The following is a 23,480-nucleotide window of genomic DNA, read 5'->3' as shown; positions in this document are numbered from 1 at the left end:
GAACTGATATGACGTTATCGTCCTTCTCTTTAGAAGAGCTTCATAAGTGGAAAAACAGCATTACTGCCCACCCTTACCGTTCTTATCTGTATTCCTATCCACACAAAACGGCTTACAGGGATTTGCAGCCTCCGATGCCGCTAGAAACACTCTGGCGTGATGAGCCTGCGGAATCTTTCTTTCTATATATGCATATTCCGTTTTGTGGCGCACGCTGCGGATTCTGCAACCTATTTACCCTGCCTGATAAACGCGCAAATGTTCATGCCACATACGTGGATGCACTGGAACGCCAAGCAAAGCAATGGGCGGAATTCACCAGACATAAACCTTATGCGCGCTTTGCGATCGGCGGCGGAACTCCCACCCTGCTGGCAGCAGATCAGCTCCGCCGCTTGTTCCACATTGCCGTTGATACGATGGGACTGGATACAAATACAGCCTCCATCTCAGTGGAAACTTCACCGGAGACGATTACCGAAGAGAAGTTGAATATTCTAAAAGAATATACGGTGGATCGGGTCAGCATGGGCATCCAAAGTTTTGTCGCTGCTGAATCGGCGGCCATCTATCGCCCACAAAATCCGGATGAGGTGTATCGGGCACTAGAGCTGCTGGGGAAATATGATTTTCCCATATTAAATTTAGATCTGATCTACGGGCTTCCGGGGCAGACGGTCGACTCTTGGCTATATTCGCTCAATCAAGCGATCAGCTTTGAGCCAGAGGAAATTTTCATCTATCCGCTCTACACCCGAGAGCATACGATTGTGAAGCCTGGTGATATCCAGCGTCAGGACGATATTCGCCTAGATTGCTACAAAGCCGCTGGGCAGCTGCTTAGAGCGAGAGGATATCGCCAATACTCCATGCGTCGTTTCGCCAAGGAAGACGCAGGAACAGCTAAACCCATTCTCGATTATAGCTGCCAAGAAGAAGGAATGGTCGGCTTGGGCTGCGGAGCCAGATCCTACACCCGCCATGTGCATTACGCTTCCCGTTATGGGGTAAGCCGTAAAGCAACCGAGAGCATTATTGCTGATTACATTGCGACGGATCGTTACGATACTGCGGATTACGGAATTGTGCTGAGTCTTGAAGAACAGAAACGCCGCTTTATTCTGAAGGCGATTCTACATAGCGAAGGGCTGAAGCTTGAAGATTACAGCCAGCGTTTCGATCAATCACTCTGGAGTGATTATCCTGAGCTGTCCAACCTGCTTCATTCCGGTCTTGGGCAGGAGGGAGATGGCATCCTGCGTCTTACCACCGAAGGGATGGGTTACTCTGATTCGATTGGGGATTGGTTTATTTCTGGGGAGATCCGAGAGCAGATGGAAAGGTTCGTATTGCCATGAATGCGGTCCTCTACTACCGCGGCTCCCTCACGTCCTGCAACTATGATTGCCCCTATTGTCCTTTTGGCAAAACAAGAGACAGCGCAGCTACGCTCGCCAAGGACCGCCAGGGGTTGGAGGCCTTTGTAGCATGGGCGTCTGAGCAAGGTGCGGCAGGTCATCGGCTTTCTATATTTTTTAATCCCTATGGCGAAGGGCTGATTCATCGCTGGTACAAAGAAGCAATGATTGCGCTCTCCAATATGGACCATGTAGAGAAGGTAGCGATTCAGACCAACCTTTCTGCCAACCTGGATTTCATCTCCCAGCTGAATCGTAAAAAAGTGGCCTTTTGGGCCACCTACCACCCCGGACAAGTGCGGGAGGATAAATTTCTGGCGCAATGTATGACTTTATACGAGAACGACGTTCCGTTTAGTGTGGGAAGCGTTGGAATACGCAGCGCTTTTTCAGCTATAGCTTCACTTCGCTCTGCATTACCAGAGAACGTGTACTTATGGGTCAATGCTTACAAAGATAAACCGGATTATTATACAGCTGAGGATTTTGCCTTCCTTAGCGAGATTGATCCACATTTTTCTGTAAATGCTATGGATTATGAAAGCCTTGGCCAAGCCTGCAATGCAGGAAAAGATGTTTTTTATGTACAGGGCGCTGGGCTTGTGAAACGCTGCTATAAGGACAGAGGTGTCATAGGCAATCTTTACCGTGATGGGCTCGAAGGTCTCTCTGCGGTTAGAAGCTGCCGCATGAAGGTATGCGATTGTTATATCGGTTATATTCATATGCCCGAGCTGAAGCTGCGGAGCATCTATGAAGCTGGACTTTTGGAACGAATCCCTTATGGCGCTATGAACAACTGAATTAAAATTCCAGACAGGGTTTCTTTACTCTCTGTGGAATATGACAAGTAGCCCCCATCTATAGGGGCATAGCAAACACTAAAGTTGGAGGGACAATAACTTATGAACAACATCATTAATTTTGCGCATCGTGGAGCGTCGGCAGTGTGTCCAGAAAATACTATGGCAGCATTCCGCAAAGGTCTTGAGCTGGGTGCAACTGGAATAGAAACTGATGTACAAATGACCAAGGATGGCGGCCTAGTCCTCATTCATGATGAAACTCTAAACCGCACGACAAGCGGAACCGGCTATGTGAAGGATCATTCACTCGCAGAATTGCTGGAAGTGGACGCAGGCTCATGGTTCGGACCTGAATTCAAAGATGAGCGCCTTCCATTGCTGGAGGATTTATTAGATCTGCTGCAAGGTAGAGATACCATACTAAATATCGAGCTTAAAAATGGCACTTTTTTATATCCGGGCATGGAGGAAAAAGTGATCGCGGCCGTACGGGATTTCAAGATGAGCGATCGCGTCATTTTTTCGAGCTTCAACCATTATTCACTAGCTTACTGTCAGTCGCTGGCACCGGAGATCAGAACAGGAATTCTCTACGGGGAAGGTCTGTATCGTCCTTGGGATTATGCAGCTACGCTTGGAGCGACCGCGTTGCATGCGTATCATTTTGCGGTACTGCCTGAATTCGTCGAAGAAGCTGCAAAGCATGGCGTCGCCTACCATCCTTGGACCGTTAACGATCCCGAGCGGATGAAATATTTAATTGAAGCTGGTGTATCAGGCATTATTACCGATCATCCAGACCTGTTGGCTGGACTTCTGGCTGACAAGGGAGTGTGATGGTGTGAAAAAAGTCTGGCTGCTCGGATTCGGCTTTTTCAGCATCAGCATTACATGGAGTCTGTATAACGCATTTGTACCTTTTTTCCTCGAAAAATATGTACATAGTGTAGCCCTAATCAGCTTCATGATGACGATTGATAATTACTTCGCCTTATTCTTGCAGCCTTGGATCGGCAATCGGAGTGACCGCACGACCTCGCGTTTTGGACGCAGAATGCCTTATCTTATGATCGGTATGCCCTTCGCTGCCGTGCTGACTATGCTGATTCCGTTTCATACCGGACTATTTACACTGCTTTTATTTATGATGCTGATGAATTTAGCCATGAGTTTATACCGTTCCCCTACCGTCGCTCTCATGCCCGACATAACACCTGAAGAGCAGCGTACAAAGGCTAACGGACTAATTAATTTCATGGGTGGATTCGGATCAATTCTGGCTTTCGGCGTGGGTTCGATCCTCTATAAATCAAATCCTGCGCTGCCGTTTCTCGTTGCTGGACTGATTACCCTGTTATGTCTGTTTATCGTATCGCGCTTCATCAAAGAAAAACGGGATGGTGTGAATATAAGCCCTACGCTTCTATCCGATACAGCGGGGAGCCCTTCTGCGACGATAGTTAAGCCTTCCAGAGTCTCCTTTCGCGGCCAGCTGGATCGTACTACAGTATTTCTACTGGCAGCGATTTTCTTCTGGTTTGTAGCTTATCAAGGGGTCGAAACCTTATTCACGTTGTATGGTAAAAACCATCTGGGCCTCAGTGAACAAGCAGCCTCCTTCTCCCTTACCTTTTTCTCCCTTGCCTTTGTGCTGTTCGCTATTCCGAGCGGTTGGCTGGGTGGGCGATTCGGGAAAAAGAAGATCATTATCGTCGGCGTATGTGGCCTGATGACGGTCTTTGCGCTTGTTGGGTTTGCACAGGACCTGCTGGTGCTTCGAGCGTTGCTCCTGACAGGAGGAATCTTCTGGGCTTGTATCAACATCAACTCTTATCCTTATGTTGTTGCTACGGGGACTGAGGAAAGTATTGGTACTCGAACAGGGATGTATTATTTGGTCTCTTCACTGGCAGCGATCAGCTCGCCTCCTTTGCTGGGGCTAATGATTGATATTTTTGATTACTCCATCCTGTTCTATGTAGCAGCGATTAGTATGGCGGTTGCCCTGCTCTGCCTTTTCTTGATGAAGGGACGCAAGCAAGTACCCCACAAGTTTCACACACCGGGAGCCTAAAAAAGCGTCAGCCTTAGACATCTATTTATGTCCAAGGCTGACGCTTATATTTTACATTTAACAAACTAATTTTTAAAAACTGAATAACGACCTGTCCCGAGCTGTTTGGCGGTGTACATCGCTGTATCTGCTTCATGCAGCAGCCTGAAATGATCCACCTTGCCATGACTAATGCTGATGCCTATGCTCGCAGATACAAAGAGGTTGTGCTCTCCCAGCTGATAATGTCTGGTCGTCTTCTCCAGAATCTGCACCGCTAACTGCTCCGCTTCCTTCTGATTGCAGCCTTTAGCTACGATCACAAATTCATCACCGCCTATGCGGAAAATATGGCGTTTTCTTTTGCTGGAGAATTGACTTAACCTTCCTCCCACCTCTTGCAGCAGTAAATCGCCCACATGATGTCCTAAGCTGTCATTAATTGATTTGAAACGGTTCAAATCCATAAACAATACGGCTAGTTGCTCATTTACTTTGCAGCGATCCCAAAAGTGATCCATTCCATTCTTGTTTAACAGCCCCGTTAAGCCATCCTTATAGGCAAGTTCCTTAAGCTGCTCTCTTTCCGCCAAAACAAGGTTCAGCCGTGTAAGCAAAAACATTAAAACAGCTATCGTAAGCGCGTATATCAATAACGGAGTGAAAATCCCCCCATTGACCTCTATAGTTTCTTCTAAGGATTTTTTGCCTAACTGATGCATTGCCCACAATCCAACGACGATAGTTATAATGGAAAGGCCCGTGTAAACCGCTCTTTGTTTTGATTCCTTACTAGCAACATCCCGGTAAAATCTCAATACTAAATAACCTACAACTCCTGCGATGATAATGGACATTAACGTTTGTAAATAAATCTGAACCTCTACCACCTTTAATTCGCACATCCTTCTGAACTACAAATAATTAGCTTACTGTACTGCGATACCAATATATAAAAAAGCTCTGAACATTATCTGAACACTTACTCTTTCTCCAAATGCCGCGCACAATTATATAACTCGCAGTTCCAGGAGCCATCCGATTCGGATTTTGTTATTCGCGTAATTGACGTATTGTTCAATAATACTGTGCCGTCCAGTTCTGGAAGTAGTCTTCTAAGGCTACTGCGTAAAATTGCACCATGGCTAACGATCAGAATATGGCTGCCTGGATGTCTCGCCGCAATTTCTTCAATCACTTCGCTGCCTCTGAGCTCGCTGGCTTCTGGAGTTTCCAAACCCAAATCTAACGTCTTCCAATCGGTTCCCCATCGTTCAATCCGCTCTTGCTGCGTAGTTCCTTCAATAAGTCCCGCATACATCTCTCGAATGCCCGGCGCTAAACCCGTGATCTCAAGGCCTAATCTTTCTGCAATAACCTCTGCCGTTTGCCGCGCTCTGAGTAAATCACTTGAATATATGTAATCCCATTGTTCTGTGCTAAGACGTTCAGCCAGTAGTTGTGCCTGTTGCAGGCCTTCAGCATCCAATGAATTATCCGTATGCCCTTGCACTCTGCCTTCTTTATTCCACGCGGTACTTCCATGGCGAATTAAACCTATTGTAGTCATAAAAATCTCCTTTTAGCTAATGAGTCTAGTGGCAGTTGTGATACTGGTTGTAGTGCTAGTTATAGTGCTAGTTATAGTGCTAATTTCAGTGCTACTTCAGTGCTAATATAAATAATATAATCTATATTCTATCAGATTCACCCTATGAACATTTAAAAATAAAGGTTATCCAAGTTTTTGAACATGAGGTATAATAAACCTTGTCGTTTTTTACAACAGCTACAAGATAAGGAGTAATTGTTTATGATGAAAAAGCTAGGGTCCACTTTGTTTCTTACCTTCTTACTGCTCATTCCACTTGTCGCCACTTGCCCTTCCACTGTTGGTGCAACACCGCTTCCTAAAAACACCGTCTATGTGGACAAGAATAACCATTCATACATACCACTGCGTCTATTAAATAGCTTCACTGGTATACAATCTGTATGGAATCCTAACGAAAAACGTATAAGCATTACGAATGCAGACACAACCATAACGCTTACATTAGGTCAAACCGCTGCGCTCGTCAATGAAAAGTCGGTTACACTAACTGATCTTGCTTTCAGTGATAACGGCACGGTATATATTCCGTTGTCTTTTATCAGCACAACACTTGGCATTCAATTAACTTGGGATAAGGAAGCCTCTTCATTAACCCTTAAGAGTAATGATATTGCAACCACTGTTCCTGTACAGTCCGGCGCACTAATCAAAGCGGATTCTTCACCAGTTGTCAGCGCTAGTAAAACCTTCAAGGTTGGCGGCAGATCCTTCAAAGCCCAGACAGTTACAGTGTCCCTGCTGCATCCTAAGGTGAAACTTGATGTCGTACTGGCTGGAAATACGGTTGGAAAAGTGGAGGACCTAAGCAGTCTGGCTAAACGTAATAATGCCGTAGTTGCGATTAACGGAACGTTTTTTGATGCCTATACAAAAGGGGCATACAAAGCTCCATACGGTTACATTGTCAGCGGTGGAAAAATGCTTAAAAATAGCTCCGGGGATCGCCGGACGATTTTTACCTATGACAGCAACCATCTGGCGTCACTGATTCCTGGGCTGGATTTCACAAGCCGCTTCGCTTCCGGCTCCATGGAAGGAGCTCTTCAAGCCGGCCCGCGTCTTCTTGTGAACGGCAAGGTATCCCTTAATGTTGCGGCAGAAGGCTTCAAGGATCCGAAAATCTTGACCGGCGGCGGAGCCCGCAGCGCGCTCGGATTAACACGCGACCATAAGCTCATTCTGCTAACCACTGGTGGAGCCACCATCCCACAGCTGGCAGAAATGATGAAGCAAGCTGGAGCGTATCAAGCCATGAATCTGGATGGTGGTGCATCCAGCGGGCTCTACTACAACGGCAAATATCTCACGTCCCCCGGGCGTCAGATCAGCAATGCAATTGTAGTCAAATATCAATAAAATCTCTTGGCCAGACGGCTACTAAGAATATATGATTCTATTGTACAAAGTGCAATCAGAGGCAGTTTGCAGCGCATAATTGCTATGGCGGTATGATTGCTGTACGACGTATGAAACTACTGTGCAGCATATGATTGCCAAGCTCAAACCCAAAAATCCCCTTGATGACTTACCCATCAAGGGGATTTTTCATAGTACGTTGCCAGTTTAGGTACTGCTGACAGATCCAGTGTTGGGGGCAGCCGGTGCAACTTAATCTGTGTGACCTGAATATTCCCACACCTGCAACCAAACTTCAGTAGTAAAGCCCAATTTCTCGTAGAAAGGCTGCATCGAACCTACGTAAACTTTACTAGCTCCGAGTTGTTTTAAACGGTTAAATCCTTCGTGTAGGACCGCCCGTCCCAGTCCCAGCTTTCGATAATTAATGGATGTGCCTACAGGCTCCAGAACGCCAATTCTATTGCTGCTGTCCCAAAAAATATTACAAAAGGAAACCACTTCGCCCGCGTCATTCACAACGCTAAGATCGAGCTGCGGATTATAGCTTGGAGCGTTACTCATATTCCCATAATGCAGCAGCGTGAGCTCTGCCTCCACCGTTTCTGCATAGTCGAAGGCCATAATATGTCCGAGCGCTTTTGCAGTAACCTCGATCTCATCTCCGCTGCAAATTCTGAATCCAGAGGGGAGCTCCACAGGAAATTCCTTATTCAATCGCAAGGAGTTTACGCTTTCCTTACCACCCGTTTGATGATACCCCCTCTTACGAGCAACCTCCGCCGCAGAAGTCATATTCTCCGGTATTGGCACATACAGCTCTACGTAACCACCGTTCTCTTCCTCAGCTTTTTGTTCAGCAAAAGCGAACATTTCTTCAAGTAATTTTTCCGGAGGATTCATCTCAGCACACTGAAAATAGAACCCATCGTCCATGCACACTACAGCTGCAAGCTCTCCATTCTCATACTCCCATAAGCCTACTTTTTGTTCCCACTGCTCCAGCGTTCCACTTCTCGTCTCCTGAAAAAAAACAACGAATTCCCAGCGGTCTATAAGCCAGGTATTTGGAGTCTTTAGCTTACTATAACTTTGTATAAGAAAATGACGTACCTTTAGCAGATCTTCTGAACGGTAGCTTCTAAAATTAATGTTCATTTTCCGCGCCCCTCTCTTTAATTTCATATTAAGGGGGATGCAAAATGAAGCATATATCATAATTAGTTATTATTATTTTATACTACCGAATATGATCCGTACGTTCACAAAACAAACATTTCTTGAGTGGAAATTGTGAGCTCCACACATCCGTTAACTGCATTTAGTGCAACTATTTCCTCAGAATGTTCCTTAAAAAAATAGTTAGTTGTATTTCGTGCAGCTAAATTTCTGGTTTTCCTTTAATTGCACCGAATTCACCCTTTTTAGTTGCACGAAGTGCAATTAAACGGCTTCTAATGAGTATCTACGCAGAAATAAGTGTATAAAGTGCAATTAGAGAAAGTTTTGGAGTGGGCGGTCTTCTTCCGGAGGAAATAGTCACTGATCAAGTATTTTCAAGCGATAATTATGAGCTCCACGCATCCGTTAACTGCATTTAGTGCAACTATTTCCTCAGAATGCTCCTTTAAAAGATAGTTAGTTGTATTTCGTGCAGTTAAATTTCCAGTTTTCCTTTAATTGCATCGAATTCACCCTTTTTAGTTGCACGAAGTGCAATTAAATGGCTTCTAGGGACTATTTACGGAGAAATAAGTGTACAAAGTGCAATTAGAGAAAGTTTTGGCGTTCGCGATCTTCTTCCGGAGGAAAAAGTCACTGATCAAGCTTTTTCAAGCGATAATTATGAGCTCCACGCATCCGTTAACTGCATTTAGTGCAACTATTCCTCAGAATGCTCATTCAAAAGTTAGTTTAGTTGTATTTCGTGCAGTTAAATTTCCGGTTTTCCTTTAATTGCACCGAATTCACCCTTTTTAGTTGCACGAAGTGCAATTAAATGGCTTCTATGGACTATCTACGCAGAAATAAGTGTACAAAGTGCAATTAAGTCTGGATAAGCCGCTTGAGCTAAATTTGGATTGCATAGATCTAGCTGAGTTAGATTTTAGATCAGTTAGTTTTGGATCGATTAGCGGTAGATCGGTTAAAGTTGGATCAGCTAGAGCTATTCAGCTAGAGCTAGGTCAGCTAAAGCTAGGTCAGCTAGAGCTAGGCCAGCTACAGCTAGGTCAGCTAGGCTAGATCAGCTACAGCTAGGTCAGCTAGGCTAGGTTAGCTAGAGCTAGATCAGCTAGAGCTAGGCCAGCTAGGCTAGGTCAGCTAGACTTAGATCAGCTAGACTTAGATCAGCTAGACTTAGGTCAGCTAGACTTAGATCAGCTAAATTCCCCTTCGGTAAAACTAGCTAGATTCTTACGTTGACCACGAATACGAGTACTCTTTTTGCATAATTTTCCTTGTCCATGTTACTGTATTACTGAACAAAGGAGTGAAAATATGGAGACAATTCTAATCATAGAGGACGATGCCAAGCTGGCAAGCTTGCTGAGCACGTATCTATCAAAATATGGGTTCCTTACAATTATTGTAGAAGATTTCAACAGGGTGCTGGAGACTTTTAATGAAAGCTCGGCTGACCTTATCTTACTGGACGTCAATCTGCCTAAATATGATGGGTTCTACTGGTGCCGCCAGATCCGTTCCCTCTCACTCTGCCCGATTCTGTTCATTTCTGCACGGGATAGTGGAATGGATCAGGTGATGGCGCTTGAGAATGGCGGGGATGATTATATCACTAAGCCTTTTCACTATGAGGTTGTGCTTGCCAAAATCCGCAGCCACATACGTAGAGCATACGGTTCATACTCACAGACTCAAGAAGAGCATAAACTCCAGTCTGGAGGTTTAATCCTCTATCCTGAACGATATGTGATCCAATACGACGGGCACACGAGTGAGCTAACCCAGAAGGAAGCGGTTCTACTGGAAGCTTTACTGCTTAAGGAAGGACGAGTGGTTAACCGGGAGCGTCTGCTCGATCTCATGTGGAAGGATCAGCATTTCATAGATGACAATACATTAAATGTCTACATAACCCGTGTCCGCAAAAAGCTCAAGGATCTCGGTCTTGGTGACATTGTGGAAACCGTAAGAGGCGCTGGCTATCGGCTTAATGTCTCTAAGGATACGCCATGAGGCTTTTTTGGAGAGACCAGATCTCACTGATCCTATTCTATCTGCTTCAGATGCTGCTTATCCCTTTGCTGTATTGGCTGTCTGGTGAGAACAGACCTATCTCTATCATGCTTTATGGAATCGCCTTGAGTACCGTAGTTCTACTGCTATATCTAGGCTACCGATACGTTCAGCACCGGAGATTGTATGCAGCATTAAGCGAACCTATGGACATGCTCCAAAAACATCTTGTTTCCTTAGGAGACACTCCTCTTTCAGAAGCTATCCATGAGTTATTGCAGCTTATTGACCGCCAGTATCAAGAGCAAGTGAATGCGCATGCGCGCCAGATGGATCAGCATATCGTATTCATGAATCGCTGGGTTCATCAAATGAAGACCCCGCTCTCTGTAATTCAGCTTACGCTAAAGGATCTTGAAGAGGAGGCTGCCGCAAGTATTCAGGAGGAACTGGAACGTCTGCGCGGAGGGCTGGAGATGGTTATCTACACTTCAAGACTTGACCGATTTGAAAATGATTTTCAAGTTGAACCGTTACTTCTGCGCAAAACCGTTAGTGAGGCGGTAGCCGAAAATCGCAGACTATTCATACGCCGGGGCATAAAAGTAGATATACAGGTGGATGCCAATCTAGCGGTATATAGCGATGCCAAATGGTTAATGTTTATGCTGGCCCAAATCTTAACTAATGCCGTAAACTATACCTCCGGTTCTGGCAAAACCGTTACCCTCTCAGCTCAGCGTGTGGGCACCGACACTATTCTGGATATTACCGATCAAGGGATCGGCATTTCTCCTGAGGATCTGAAGCGGGTCTTTAATCCCTACTTTACGGGTGACCGCGGACGACATTATCATGAATCGACAGGGATGGGGCTGTATCTCGTCCGGGAGATTTGCAACAGGCTCGAACACAAGGTGGATATTCAGTCCCGGCTCGGGGAAGGAACCCGCGTGCGGCTTATTTTTAGCAACAGTGATCATCTACAGAAATAATATTGAGGGGACTTCGTCGTCATTATTCATGGCTTTGAAGCCTCCTTCTTCTTTATAGGTTACTTATCTCTCAACCCATTCTTCACAAGGAGAAAGGCGAACATAACCTTAACTTCTCTGTAAGGAAACCTTAAGGTAAATCCATAGCAGCTAATCTCTCGATCTTATAAATTATATACATAACCCGTTCCCCGAATAAGGCGGATGAAATCATTTTTGTATTGGAAGGAATGAATGATATGAACGTATTGGAAGTCAAAGGACTTCATAAGGTATACCCCGGCAAAATAGTGACCCAAGCCCTCACTGATATTCATCTAAATATTGAAAAAGGTGAATTTGTCGGAATTATGGGACCGTCTGGTAGCGGTAAAACAACACTGCTCAATATGGTATCCACAATCGACCAGCCGTCCTCTGGCGAAGTGAATATCAACGGCAGCAACCCTTATCTTTTGAATAAAAAAGAGCTCGCCCACTTTCGCCGAAAACAACTAGGCTTTGTGTTTCAGGACTTCAACCTGCTTGAGACATTAACCGTCGCCGAGAATATTGTGCTGCCCCTGACTTTGGATAACCGTAAGCTCTCCCAGATGGAGATCTTGCTTCAAAGAGTCGCAGAACGCTTAAACATTACCGATATTCTGAGCAAACGCACCTATGAAATTTCAGGGGGACAACGTCAGCGGACCGCAATTGCCCGGGCGATCATCACCTCTCCTTCGATTATTTTGGCCGATGAACCTACGGGTGCGCTTGACTCCAATTCTTCGCGGATGGTGATGGAATCGCTGGAGGATATTAATCACAAAGAAGGCACCACGCTAATGCTCGTAACACATGATCCACTGGCAGCGAGCTACTGCAACCGAATTGTTTTTATAAAAGACGGCAAACTAGCAGCGGAAATTCATCGGGGCGATAACCGTCAGGCCTTCTTCCAAAAGATTATCGACACACTTTCGTTCTGGGGAGGGAATAGTCATGAACTTTCCTCAATTCGCGTTTAATAATGTACGCCGTAATTCACGCGCTTATTTTGCTTTTTTCTTAAGCAGTGCTTTTATGGTCATGATCTTTTTCTCTTATTCAGTCTTTATTTACCACCCTAGTATTACCAACATCGAGCTGGGTGCGAATTCAGCCTCCGGCATGCAAATTGCTTCTTACATCGTGTTTATCTTTGCGTTCTTTTTCGTTCTATATTCGATTAGCGCATTTCTGAAAATGCGTAATCTGGAGTTCGGCATACTGATGATTTTAGGCGCACGCCCTGGCCAGATCAACAAGCTGATTCTTATAGAAAATATGCTTATCGGACTGCTCTCTATTGTAACAGGTGTGTCTTTCGGCATGCTTTTATCCAAGTTATTTTTGCTGCTAAGCACGACAATTATGGGCATGGAGCCACTGCCCTTTTATTGGCCAATGAAGGCGTTAATGATTACCTCTATCTCTTTCATTTCATTATTTCTGGTCATTTCGATCTTCACATTATTGTTCATTCGTAAGCATCAAGTTCTTGAACTGCTTAAGGGAAATGTTAAACCTAAAAAAGAACCCCGTGTCTCCTTATTGTTCTCATTCTTTGGGCTTCTACTGTTGACCGTCGGCGCTCTCGCGATTCGGAAGCAATTGTCCCCGACCTCACTGTTAGTCGCCGCTGTCACAGGTATCGCTGGAACCTACTTTTTCTACTCTCAGTTATCTGTATTGGGCATTCGCTTACTAAAACTAAGACGCAAGCGGCTGTGGCGCGGAACCAATCTGCTGTGGATTTCTGAGATGAGTTATAAGATTAAAGACAATGCAAGAATGCTCTTCCTTGTAACTGTAGTTACCTCGCTTGCCTGCATGGCATCGGGGATTCTTTTATCGATTAATCAAGCGAACTCAGACCTCTATAAAAAATCCCCATTCGCTGTGAGTTATACGATTTATGATCCGAAGGATGAAGCACCAGATTTAGAGCCCATTCACACTAAATTAAAGAATGCTAAAGTCGAGTACACAGAGAATAAAGTAGAACTAATCTCTGCTTCCATTCAAGGAATCGATAAGGAAAAAATACTTGGAATTGATCTGATATCCCGCTCACAGTTCAATCAACTGGGCTTACAAATGGATGTGTCCGAGGTTGGGCCCTTGTCTGAAAAAGAAGCTGTATTACTGCTGAACCCACATATGGATTCACAGAATTTTGCTGCTGATCGAGCGATTCATTTGAAGGTTCAGAAAGATGAGGAGCTGATGCTAAAAGAATTACGAACACCAAAGGTGCATCCAGTAGATCCAATGGCCACCTCACTTCTAATCGTAGATGACAACTTATATCATAAGATTTCTACTTCAACAGAGAAGTACACGAGACCTTATGTGAAATATCTATACAAAATCCCTGCATGGGACGGTCCTACACCTAATGACAGCTCAGCTGAAGCTGTTGTCACCAGAGACCTCATCCAATGGAATAAAGCCGCTAACAAGGCTAATCATCAATACAGCTCTATACTGGGATCGCGAGCAGACAGCTATCTATCGACCAAGCAGGGAGCCGCCATGCTTAGCTTTATAGGGATTTTTATCGCTCTGATCTTCTCACTTTCATCGGCCAGCTTTCTCTTTTTTAAGCTTCATACTGAGCTCAATACAGATAAGCAAATGTATAATGCTTTATCCAAAATCGGTTTAAGCACTAAAGAAATGTCAGCTTCTGCTACCAAACAGATTTCGGTACTTTTCTATATTCCGATTATTATTGCCACCATCCAGACTCTTGTCGTGATTCGTCCGATACTGAAACAGATTAATATCACAAATGTAACTGTGCCCGTGCTTACTACATCAGCTGTATTTCTGGTTGTGCAAACTATCTATTTCCTTATTGCGAGATCACGTTACATTCATAGTCTCAAGAAAATAATGGTGTAACGACATGTCGAAAAGAATCATAACCCTGGATGTACTTCGCGGCTTGGAACTTATGTCAGCACCAAAAGGTTCTCTAGCTGATCATTAGACAATTTGCTATAGTTAGTGAGCTATTAATTAATGAAGCAAGGAGGTTCTTGATTTATGTCCAAGGCTGATCACATGTTATCCATTCTCTGGATGCTCAAGCAACGGGGAAGAACCGCCGGGGAACTAGCAGAAGCGCTAGAGATCAGTGTCCGCTCTGTCTATCGTTACATCGACGCGTTATGCATCAGTGGCGTACCCATTATCGCGGATAGTGGACCTGGTGGTGGCTATAGCCTTCCGGAACATTTTTCCGAGGCCCCGTTATTCTTTGACTCCGACGAACAGCGTTCCCTCCTGCAAGCCGCCTCCTTTGCGCGGGGAACTGGATATCCTTATGTAGAAGCTCTAGATCAAGCAATCGCCAAACTGAAACGATACAGCAATGCGCAGCAATTAGAACAGATGGAGCGTCATGAGGGCGGGATAGAAACCATCCACTCCCCTGCTGTGCCGCTTCCCCACCTGCTGCAAGAGCTTGAATTAGCGACGGCGAACGGACATACCCTCCAGATGGAATATCGGAAGGGAAACGGGGAGACAATTTCTTCCCGCGCTATTGATCCTTATGGACTTGTACTGTGGAAAGGGCAGTGGTACACCGTTGCTTATTGCCATCAGAGGCAAGGAATTCGGTCTTTCCGAGTCGATAGAATGACTGAACTGAAACGTACAGAAGCTGTGTTTGCCCGTCCTGCTGACTTCTCTGCACGTGATTTTTTGTTAAAAAGCTTGCTGCCAACACCAAATACTCCAGAGAAACTCATAGCAGTAGTCATCGCCGCTGATGAAGGAATCCTGAACGATCTATGCAGTCATTGGCTGTTTGGACATACTCTGGTGCAGCGTATTGACGGACAAGCCCGCTTTCAAGTCGATGAGACCTCCTTACTGACTTATGCGCCTTACTTCTTGTTGCCTTATGGATCAACACTACGAATCCTAGAGCCTTTAGCTCTGAAGCAAAAGCTGTCCGCAATAGCTACCGATCTGGCAGCTTATTATAAAACTTAAAATGATTATTTTAGGATCACTGACCGTAATTGTCAGTGATCCTTTTGTATAGTGTAAATAAGTCTAAGGGAATTAATGATTGTACAAACCAAGGAGGAATAACAAATGAAAGAACTTCACTATGAATTTTATATTGGCGGAACACCTGAGCAGGTATGGGAGACTTTGATCTCTCCGGAAGGTACTAAACAGATTTACTACGGTAGCGTAATCCAATCCACCTTTAAAGAAGGCGAATTGCTGGAATATGTTGGTCCCGGTGAAGATGGCGATGAAACGATACATGTATATGGGACTCTGCTGGAGTTCACTCCACAAAAAGCGTTTCGTTTCACGCATAAGGTCGGCCCCTCCTATCATAAGGGTACAGAAAGATATGAATCGCGTATATCTTGGCTGCTTGAACCGGTGGGTGGAACTACTAAGCTTACGCTTATCCACGATGAATGGCATCCTGATGATCCTTCATATGCTGGCAGTATCAACGCCTGGTGGCAGGTTCTGAGTAATATTAAAACCTTGGTCGAGACCGGACGTACACTTGATTTTGGCAGCTGGTCGTAATTTTACTGCTAATTAGGAATTAAGCTCAACCCTGCGGAAAAGAGCGTACAAGCCCTTTTTCGTCAGGGGCTTTTTTTGCTTAATTTTATTTTGCCTAAGGGAAACATTCTTGTTGCAGGGACAAAGTTGTTGCCATATACTAATGTTGTGCCAGACTACAAGAAATGTTCTAATACACAAAATAAAAACCATAGGCGGTAAAAATATAAATGAAAGAAGGGATCTCATGACTGGAACAACTATTCCTTTATCAGAAGCTGCAAAGGGTAGCACGCTGCGCATCAGCGACATTGAAGTCCAAGGTGTGCTTAGAAGAAGATTACTGGACCTCGGGTTCGTAGTCGGGAATATCGTAGAGGTGTTGCGGCGTAGTCCATTAGGAGATCCTATAGCTTTTCGGGTAAGCAATACGACCATTGCATTGCGTAGAGAAGAAAGTTCTTTAATATTCGGAGAATTAATTGGAGGTGTAGAAGCATGAGTCAGTTCACCGTCGCTTTTGCAGGCAATCCTAACACTGGAAAAAGCACACTATTCAACCTGCTAACCGGCATGCGACAGCATACTGGAAACTGGGCAGGTAAAACCGTCATTACTGCCGAAGGGGAATTCAAACACAATAACCATTCATACCTCGCGGTAGATTTACCAGGAACGTACTCCCTATACTCAAATTCCGCGGATGAAGAAGCGGCTAGAGATTATATTATTTTTGAACAGCCAGATGTGACACTTGTAGTGCTTGACGCTACTTCGCTGGAACGTAATCTCAATCTTGCCTTGCAAGTGCTGGAGATTACCGGACGGGCGGTTGTCTGCATCAACCTCATTGATGAAGCACGTAAGCTGGGCATCGACATCAACCTGAAGAGTATCTCCAAACGTCTCGGCGTACCCGTCGTTGCGATATCGGCACGCAATAAAATCGGGATCGATGCCTTATTGGATCAAGTGGAGCGAGTGGCTACAGGCGCATTCACAGCGCAGCCGTTGCGCATTAGTTACAACGAAGAGATCGAACGGGGAATTGCCGAGCTTACACCATTGGTAGAGCAAACCATCGGCACCAAATATCCCGCTCGCTGGATTGCACTGCGCTTATTGGACGGTGATGACAGCCTGCTTACTTCACTCAAAGAACATATGAAAAGCAAGGATTTACCCGAAGCAAAGGAGGTCATCGGCCATGGAGTCACTGCCTATCACTAAGGGTTCTGACGCTCTAGATTCCCTATTGTCTACCGCAAAAAAGCTCGCTGACGGCGGAGCCATTCGGGATGAGATTGTCAGTGGTATATATGGCGTATCCGCAGGCATCTGCGGGGATGCAGTTACTTATCGGGATAAGAAGAAACTGAACAGCACTTATAAGCTGGATAATATCGTGACCTCCAAAATTTGGGGTTTTCCCATCATGCTCGCCATTCTCGGTGTCGTATTCTGGATTACGATTGCCGGGGCTAACTACCCTTCTAGCTGGCTCGCTACCTTCTTTGGCTTCATCGAAGGATATCTGACAGCGGGATTTGAGGCTCTCCATGCCCCAGCTTGGCTGCACGGCGTGCTTGTGCTTGGCTTGTATCGAGGCACCTCATGGGTAATCAGTGTCATGCTGCCACCAATGATGATCTTTTTCCCCGTATTCGCTCTGCTTGAGAATTTCGGGTATCTGCCACGCGTTGCTTTTAACATGGACCGACTATTCAAAAAATCAGGTGGTCATGGCAAGCAAGCTTTAACCATGTCCATGGGCTTCGGCTGTAACGCGGCCGCTATCCTCTCCACACGAATCATCGAATCGCCGCGTGAACGAATGCTGGCTATACTGACCAACAATTTTGTCCCTTGCAACGGCCGCTGGCCCACGCTGATTTTATTGTCTTCCTTATTTATGGCAGGAGCCGCTACGACAGGTGCGCTTCGTACATTCACCACTGCCTCCGTCCTAATGGGGATGGTTCTAATCGGCATCATTGTTACCTTGACTGTTTCCTTGGTCATGTCCAAAACTGCGCTGCGTGGGGTTCCCACACATTACACATTGGAGCTTCCTCCCTACCGCCGTCCACAAATCTGGAAGACCATACTTATTTCCTCCAAAGATAAGTCCCTTAACGTACTTACTCGGGCTATCGTCGTTGCTGCCCCTGCCGGGATTATCACTTGGATTCTAGGCAATCTGTTTATTGGCGGCGATTCTGTACTGAATCATATGGCTGCATTCTTTGATCCGTTTGCACATATGCTCGGCATGGACGGCTTTATCATCATGGCCTTTATTCTTGGACTTCCTGCGAATGAAATCGTATTGCCTATCTTGCTTATGGGCTATATGTCCTCAGGCGCTATGGTTGATATCGACAGTTTAGGCAGTATCAAAGATGTCTTTCTCTCACATGGCTGGACCTGGCTGACCGCACTCAACATGATGCTGTTCTCCCTGCTTCACTATCCTTGTGGTACGACACTCGTGAACATTTACAAGGAAACAAAAAGCATGAAGTGGGCCGTTCTCTCAGCAGTTATTCCGCTGGGTATCGCCATCGGAGTAACCTTTGCTGTCGCTCAGCTTGCCCGGTTATTTGGGTGGGTGTGACGAGGGTGAGGTAGGTTTGCGATCTAAACTCAAGTGACATCGTCTAACTTTAACTAACTTTATCTGACTTCAACTAGCTTCAAGTAACTTCACAACTAACTTCAACTGATTTCAACTTACATCGCAAAAATTCATCATTAACTCATTAAATTCACCTTAATCACATCACCCAAATTAACCTTGCTACACTTTGCAACACCTACAATATCTAGAGTTCATCTTGCTTCACAGAATTCTGCCCTCCTTGAACTCATATTTAGGGAATTTCTCCCTAATAATCGAACTTTATAAGCACACATTGAACTTTTTGCGGAATTTCTCCCTAATAATTAGCCGATTATAGGCAAAAAGGGCAATTTCCGCAGAATTTTAGGGAGGAATTCCGCAATTATCGCTAATATTGAGTAAAACACGATAAAATCAGGGAGGATTTCCCTAATTATTGATTCTAGATGGTTCCGAGCTACAATTGAGCACCAGCACCAGCACCAGCACAACCACCAGCACCAGCAGCCACCAACAAGCCCACCAGTTACTCAAGGTCATCTCAAACAAATAAGCGGTCGCTCGGATGTTATCCCGAGCGACCGCTTGTTTCAGCACAACACCTTATATACTCTTACTGCCCACTTTGATCTCACCATTACATATCGTGACTCTACAGTACAGTTAGAGTCATTTTTTACGCGTTCCACCATTTCTACGACGGTATAGAACAGCGCCAGCTATAGCTATCAGAACGATAATCACGCCACTGATCCCCACAGTAACAAGTGGAACGGAATCACTGTCCCCAGAAGAATTCCCCGTTAAATCAGACTCATTACTCCCAGCTCCTGACTCCGGTGAATTATTCGGGGTTACCTCCGGAGAAGCGGTAGGTGTCGTTGCCGAAATACCGGGCCCCAGTTCTTTCAGATCCACTGAGTCAGCGGTTAGCCGCTTAGTTCGACTGCATAAACTAGCCTCCAGATTACCAGAGTCTCCACCGTCTCTAGCATAAGCATAGACAATGTAACTTTCCCCTTCCACAAACTCAAAGCCGCAGCTTGCAGAAGATAAAGCCGTAGTCAATGTAACTTGATTCCCCTCGACCCCTTTCCAGCTGGAATCCACCTCAAAGGTTACCTTTACTGGATCAGCAGAAGAAATTATGTTCCCCTGTGACGGCTCCTTCATGTCCACTACTTTCCCGACAAAGACAGCTGTACTTTTCTCAAGAGCTTCCAGTGGCTCCGCAGGCATAACACAGGAACAGGCGTAAGTGACTGAGGGCCGCACCGTCAGCAAAGCCGTAAATATTAATAGGACACCTAGAAATATCATCATTGGACTTCGGAAATTGAACTTTCGGAAATTGATCTTTCGCACTTTGATAACCCCCTTCTTTACCTTACAGACGGAGCAAACGTGGAAAGTGTTACAGGAATTCCCAAACAAGTGATACAAGTTTATCCGGTAGCAATTCCTCTAATCTTCTTAAACTCCTCATATCCTCTTCATTAATCCCCCATACCTGCTGTACCCACTCACAAACTGTGCGCGATCCCAATCAAACGCTGTATTCCTTCGCGTAGCACCCCTTCGCTTGCAAAGGAATAACTTAGGCGAAGCCTTGACTTCATTTCCCCCAGTGGATCAAATAACTCCCCAGGAACAAAAGCGATCGACTGCGCCATACTTGAAGCAAACAGGTGATCCATCGTAAGATGCTCCGGTAGTTTCACCCATAGATTTAATCCGCCTTGCGGAGTCGTCCATTCCCAGCCAGTACCCGCCAGCTCCTCTTCTACGATTTCCTTATGCACTTGAAGCGCAATGCGCAGCTTACCGAGATGCTGTTGCAAGCGTGGGGAGGTGTAGTAATGTAGAAATATTTTTTGATTCAGCAGCGGAGTGCCATTGTCCGCGAGTGATTTGGCCGTGATTAGACGCTCCATAAATGGATATCGGCAAGCCACCGCACAGATTCGTAAGCCAGGGGCTACATATTTACTGAAGCTGCTGATATAGATCACCCACCCCTCCGTATCATAAGCAAAAAAGGGCGGCGGCGGCTCCTCATCAAAATACATATCGCGGAACGGGTCATCCTCCACCAGTAAACAGCGATAACGTTCGGCTAGTTCTACCAACAGCTTGCGTTGTTGCACAGGTACCGTGTATCCAGTTGGATTGTGATGCGTTGGATTAATGTAGAACATACGCGGCTTATGCTTTTTCATCAAAGCTTCTACTTCCTCCAGATCATATCCCTCCGGAGTGATCTCTACCGGAACCAACCGTGCCCCCTCCCGGCGAAAAATATCCATAGCAACACTATAAGTAGGCCGCTCCACAAGCACTGTATCCAGAGGACCAAGTACAACCCGGGCAATCAGATTGATCGCCTGCTGCGCACCCGAGGTAATAAGCAGTTCTTCCGAAGTTAACTGCAGCCGATGTTGCTTCCGAAAATGGTGGCTTAACGTCTCACGCAGCTCGTTATCCCCCTGGACCGAGGCATACGTTCCCATTACCTTGGGATATAGATCGAACACTTTTTTGACATAGTCAGATAGAAAAAGATTCGGCAGCAGCCCCGGATCAATCAGCGCCTGCGAGAACTGATACTTAACTGGCACTCTCTGAATATCAGACAGCGGGTTAGTGAGCGCATAAGCCGATACTGCGGCTCCTACTTCAATAGCAGGAAGCGAGATTATGGGTGCCACGTAATATCCTGATTTATCTTTTACATAAACCTTTCCATCCTCCGTCAACCGTCTGTACGCTTTGAATACGGTCAGTCGATGTACCTTAAGCTCCTCCGCCAGCAGCCGTATAGAAGGAAGCTTATCATGTGCGACCCACTCCCCTCGCTCCATGCGATTTAATAGAAATTCATAGACCTGCCGAAACAAGGGATGATTATGCTCCGCTCCTACAACTTTTTTCATCTGACCAACTCCTCTCCGAACAACCTAGTAATCATATTGTACACGATTTCTGAATTAATCTGTTCTACTCAAGGTAATCTGTTCTGTCCACTCCCCTATATGATTAACAAAATGCCAGCTTATAAATTCTTATATTTTATAAAGCACACAAAAGGGGACTTTCAAAATGATCTTATTTGCTTATGCACTTGTATGTCTGATCTTCGGCACGACCTTTCTAGCTATCAAAATCGGTGTAGATGCCGGTGCGCCTCCTTTTTTTTCAGCGGGCTTAAGATTTTTTGTCGCGGGCGCTGTTCTATTCCTATGGATGGTCTGGAAACGAAAAGCCAGCTTCTCCTTGCTGTTGCGCAAAGAAATGTTGTTCACCGGGTCTGCTCTAACCTTCGGCACCTTCGCGGGTCTCTACTGGGCTGAACAATATGTTTCTTCAGGGCTTGCAGCTGTACTCTCTGCCACTGGACCGATCATGATCCTGCTGCTCCAAACCTCTATTCTTCGGCAAAAAGCACCCGCCATCTCCCTATATGGCTGCATCATCGGCTTCACTGGCGTACTGCTGCTGGTTCTCCCCAATCTCGCCGTTGATATTTCACCACTGTGGCTCATCGGTTGCGCTGTAGTCCTAATTGGAGAGTGTTGCTATGCTGTAGGTGCGATTTACTCCAAAAAAGTAATTAACAGTATACCTGAAGTCTCACCGATCGCACTGAATGCGGCTCAAATGATGTATGGCGGTGCACTGTTATTCATTCTTTCTTTTGCCACGGAAAAAGTACATCCTGCATTTCTCTTCTCATTCGAGACAGCAGGTTCACTGCTCTATCTCACAGTTATCGGCTCCATGGTCGGCCATACCTTATTCTACTGGCTCGTAGCTAAGACCAACCCAGTGTTTCCTTCTACCTGGCTTTATATTTCTCCACCGATTGCGGTGGGTGTAGGCTTTTTCTTTTACAAGGAGTCCGTATCTTGGATTACAATTCTCGGAGTGTTCACCATCATTGCCGGAACAATCCTAGTGAATGCTGATGCTTTAAAGCAATTACTGCAAAAAAAGAAGATAAACACTGTTGCGTTAAAAAAATCAAATATATGACGTACTATATATTGCATTTATGACCACTATTGCGTATTATATAAACAAGTTAAATTAAACACAGCTAAATATGACTCATATATGAAAGGAGGATTCGCTTAACGGCGCTTCTTTTCTAAAGAGGAATGCCTTTTTTATCGGAAGTGGAGGGAATTGTGATCGAACTGACATCACGTCAAATAGAGATTATCGATATCGTTAACAAAAGAGCTCCGATTACCGGCGAACAGATTGCCGAAAGTTTGAATCTTACCCGGCCTACAATTCGCTCGGATCTGTCTGTTTTGGTTATGCTCAAATATATCGACGCCAAGCCGAAGGTCGGGTACTTCCCAGGATTGAAATCATCCAGTCGTCAGGGAAGCGGTTATCTGCTGCAGGAAACGATGGTTAAAGAAATTCAAAGTGTACCTATAGTTATCCGTGAGACCACAACTATTCAAGATGCCGTAGTTACGCTTTTTCTACAAGATGTAGGCACTCTTATTATCTGTGACGAAGAGGGTAAACTCACGGGCGTTGCTTCACGTAAGGATTTCCTAAAGGTAACCTTGGGCAACCCCGGTGCAGTCTCCATGCCCGTAAGCATGGTTATGACGCGCCAGCCCAAAGTGGTCACAACTTCACCGGATGAGCCGGTGCTTGAAGCTGCACATAAGATGATTTTTCACGAGGTAGACAGTTTGCCGGTGGTTGTTCCCAGCGCTGCTGAAGACGGCGGTACAAAACTGGATGTGGTAGGACGTTTAACAAAAACCTCCATCATCAAACTTCTCCTCGAACTTGAAGCCAAAGGATAACAGGAGGAA

At 45.4% G+C, this 23,480-nt stretch carries 23 protein-coding genes; 17 read left to right on the top strand and 6 right to left on the bottom strand.

Translation table 11 applies throughout. The features are described from left to right. Window positions 1–8: 8 nt before the first annotated feature. From PODO_RS05090 to PODO_RS05075, 4 genes are all read left to right on the top strand, one after another. Window positions 9–1,358 (top strand): STM4012 family radical SAM protein, encoded by a 1,350-nt coding sequence (locus tag PODO_RS05090; RefSeq protein ID WP_038568985.1) that lies wholly within the window; start codon window positions 9–11, stop codon window positions 1,356–1,358. After that, window positions 1,355–2,221: an STM4011 family radical SAM protein gene (locus tag PODO_RS05085; RefSeq protein ID WP_036680376.1), complete on the top strand. Its 867-nt coding sequence runs from the start codon at window positions 1,355–1,357 to the stop codon at window positions 2,219–2,221. The genes PODO_RS05090 and PODO_RS05085 overlap by 4 nt, the downstream gene beginning before the upstream one ends. Before the next feature lie 102 nt (window positions 2,222–2,323). Next, window positions 2,324–3,061 carry a glycerophosphodiester phosphodiesterase gene (locus PODO_RS05080; protein WP_036680373.1) on the top strand — a complete coding sequence of 246 codons (738 nt, stop codon included), beginning with the start codon at window positions 2,324–2,326 and terminating at the stop codon, window positions 3,059–3,061. A 4-nt stretch (window positions 3,062–3,065) separates the two neighbouring features. After that, window positions 3,066–4,298 (top strand): SLC45 family MFS transporter, encoded by a 1,233-nt coding sequence (locus PODO_RS05075; RefSeq protein ID WP_036680370.1) that lies wholly within the window; start codon window positions 3,066–3,068, stop codon window positions 4,296–4,298. 65 nt (window positions 4,299–4,363) lie between these two features. Here the strand turns inward: PODO_RS05075 and PODO_RS05070 are convergent, their stop codons facing one another. Together PODO_RS05070 and PODO_RS05065 are read right to left on the bottom strand one after the other, a co-directional pair. Continuing rightward, window positions 4,364–5,182: a GGDEF domain-containing protein gene (locus PODO_RS05070; protein WP_080742411.1), complete on the bottom strand. Its 819-nt coding sequence runs from the start codon at window positions 5,180–5,182 to the stop codon at window positions 4,364–4,366. A gap of 77 nt (window positions 5,183–5,259) precedes the next feature. Beyond that, window positions 5,260–5,847, bottom strand: coding sequence for a histidine phosphatase family protein (locus tag PODO_RS05065; RefSeq protein WP_038568983.1), 588 nt, complete (start codon window positions 5,845–5,847; stop codon window positions 5,260–5,262). A gap of 246 nt (window positions 5,848–6,093) precedes the next feature. On the opposite strand from PODO_RS05065, the gene PODO_RS05060 reads away from it, so the two are divergent. After that, window positions 6,094–7,248 (top strand): phosphodiester glycosidase family protein, encoded by a 1,155-nt coding sequence (locus tag PODO_RS05060; RefSeq protein ID WP_036680436.1) that lies wholly within the window; start codon window positions 6,094–6,096, stop codon window positions 7,246–7,248. Window positions 7,249–7,500: 252 nt separating this feature from the next. Here PODO_RS05060 and PODO_RS29860 read toward each other — a convergent pair whose 3' ends face one another. Further along, a complete protein-coding gene (locus PODO_RS29860; RefSeq protein WP_052096804.1) occupies window positions 7,501–8,406 on the bottom strand; it encodes a GNAT family N-acetyltransferase in 906 nt (301 codons plus the stop codon). An 873-nt stretch (window positions 8,407–9,279) separates the two neighbouring features. On the opposite strand from PODO_RS29860, the gene PODO_RS05045 reads away from it, so the two are divergent. The 10 genes from PODO_RS05045 to PODO_RS05000 all read left to right on the top strand — a co-directional run bounded on the left by PODO_RS05045 (window position 9,280) and on the right by PODO_RS05000 (window position 18,633). Next, window positions 9,280–9,492 carry a hypothetical protein gene (locus PODO_RS05045; RefSeq protein WP_141118572.1) on the top strand — a complete coding sequence of 71 codons (213 nt, stop codon included), beginning with the start codon at window positions 9,280–9,282 and terminating at the stop codon, window positions 9,490–9,492. A 255-nt stretch (window positions 9,493–9,747) separates the two neighbouring features. Then, complete coding sequence (locus PODO_RS05040; RefSeq protein WP_036679829.1) at window positions 9,748–10,446, top strand: response regulator transcription factor; 699 nt, start codon at window positions 9,748–9,750, stop codon at window positions 10,444–10,446. After that, the gene (locus PODO_RS05035; protein WP_036679831.1) at window positions 10,443–11,441 is read left to right on the top strand and encodes a sensor histidine kinase; all 999 of its coding nucleotides are present in this window, start codon (window positions 10,443–10,445) and stop codon (window positions 11,439–11,441) included. Before PODO_RS05040 ends, PODO_RS05035 begins: the two co-directional genes overlap by 4 nt. Before the next feature lie 239 nt (window positions 11,442–11,680). After that, a complete protein-coding gene (locus PODO_RS05030) occupies window positions 11,681–12,451 on the top strand; it encodes an ABC transporter ATP-binding protein (protein ID WP_036679832.1) in 771 nt (256 codons plus the stop codon). Further along, window positions 12,426–14,372 (top strand): FtsX-like permease family protein, encoded by a 1,947-nt coding sequence (locus tag PODO_RS05025; protein ID WP_038568977.1) that lies wholly within the window; start codon window positions 12,426–12,428, stop codon window positions 14,370–14,372. The genes PODO_RS05030 and PODO_RS05025 overlap by 26 nt, the downstream gene beginning before the upstream one ends. Window positions 14,373–14,516: 144 nt before the next feature. After that, window positions 14,517–15,473 carry a helix-turn-helix transcriptional regulator gene (locus PODO_RS05020; protein WP_038568975.1) on the top strand — a complete coding sequence of 319 codons (957 nt, stop codon included), beginning with the start codon at window positions 14,517–14,519 and terminating at the stop codon, window positions 15,471–15,473. A 105-nt stretch (window positions 15,474–15,578) separates the two neighbouring features. Further along, window positions 15,579–16,037: an SRPBCC domain-containing protein gene (locus PODO_RS05015; protein ID WP_036679837.1), complete on the top strand. Its 459-nt coding sequence runs from the start codon at window positions 15,579–15,581 to the stop codon at window positions 16,035–16,037. A 226-nt stretch (window positions 16,038–16,263) separates the two neighbouring features. After that, window positions 16,264–16,518: a FeoA family protein gene (locus PODO_RS05010; RefSeq protein ID WP_036679839.1), complete on the top strand. Its 255-nt coding sequence runs from the start codon at window positions 16,264–16,266 to the stop codon at window positions 16,516–16,518. After that, window positions 16,515–17,246, top strand: coding sequence for a FeoB small GTPase domain-containing protein (locus PODO_RS05005; protein ID WP_038568974.1), 732 nt, complete (start codon window positions 16,515–16,517; stop codon window positions 17,244–17,246). Before PODO_RS05010 ends, PODO_RS05005 begins: the two co-directional genes overlap by 4 nt. Continuing rightward, complete coding sequence (locus PODO_RS05000; RefSeq protein ID WP_038568973.1) at window positions 17,224–18,633, top strand: nucleoside recognition domain-containing protein; 1,410 nt, start codon at window positions 17,224–17,226, stop codon at window positions 18,631–18,633. The genes PODO_RS05005 and PODO_RS05000 overlap by 23 nt, the downstream gene beginning before the upstream one ends. Window positions 18,634–19,068: 435 nt before the next feature. Here the strand turns inward: PODO_RS05000 and PODO_RS30910 are convergent, their stop codons facing one another. From PODO_RS30910 to PODO_RS04990, 3 genes are all read right to left on the bottom strand, one after another. Beyond that, complete coding sequence (locus PODO_RS30910) at window positions 19,069–19,236, bottom strand: hypothetical protein (protein ID WP_155288088.1); 168 nt, start codon at window positions 19,234–19,236, stop codon at window positions 19,069–19,071. Window positions 19,237–19,308: 72 nt separating this feature from the next. Next, window positions 19,309–20,004 carry a hypothetical protein gene (locus PODO_RS04995; protein WP_052096802.1) on the bottom strand — a complete coding sequence of 232 codons (696 nt, stop codon included), beginning with the start codon at window positions 20,002–20,004 and terminating at the stop codon, window positions 19,309–19,311. A 158-nt stretch (window positions 20,005–20,162) separates the two neighbouring features. Next, the gene (locus PODO_RS04990) at window positions 20,163–21,572 is read right to left on the bottom strand and encodes an aminotransferase-like domain-containing protein (RefSeq protein WP_038568972.1); all 1,410 of its coding nucleotides are present in this window, start codon (window positions 21,570–21,572) and stop codon (window positions 20,163–20,165) included. Window positions 21,573–21,738: 166 nt separating this feature from the next. Here PODO_RS04990 and PODO_RS04985 point away from each other — a divergent pair, with 166 nt between their 5' ends. Together PODO_RS04985 and PODO_RS04980 are read left to right on the top strand one after the other, a co-directional pair. Further along, entirely contained in the window at window positions 21,739–22,671 is a 933-nt protein-coding gene (locus PODO_RS04985) for a DMT family transporter (RefSeq protein ID WP_038568971.1), read from the top strand. 125 nt (window positions 22,672–22,796) lie between these two features. Continuing rightward, on the top strand, window positions 22,797–23,471 hold the full coding sequence (locus PODO_RS04980; protein ID WP_051490920.1) for a helix-turn-helix transcriptional regulator: 675 nt from the start codon (window positions 22,797–22,799) through the stop codon (window positions 23,469–23,471). Window positions 23,472–23,480: the final 9 nt, after the last annotated feature.

Source organism: Paenibacillus odorifer (genome assembly GCF_000758725.1).
Lineage (GTDB): Bacteria > Bacillota > Bacilli > Paenibacillales > Paenibacillaceae > Paenibacillus_AQ > Paenibacillus_AQ odorifer.
The sequence above is the reverse complement of the archived record's forward strand: the minus strand, read 5'-3'. Positions and strand labels throughout refer to the sequence as shown.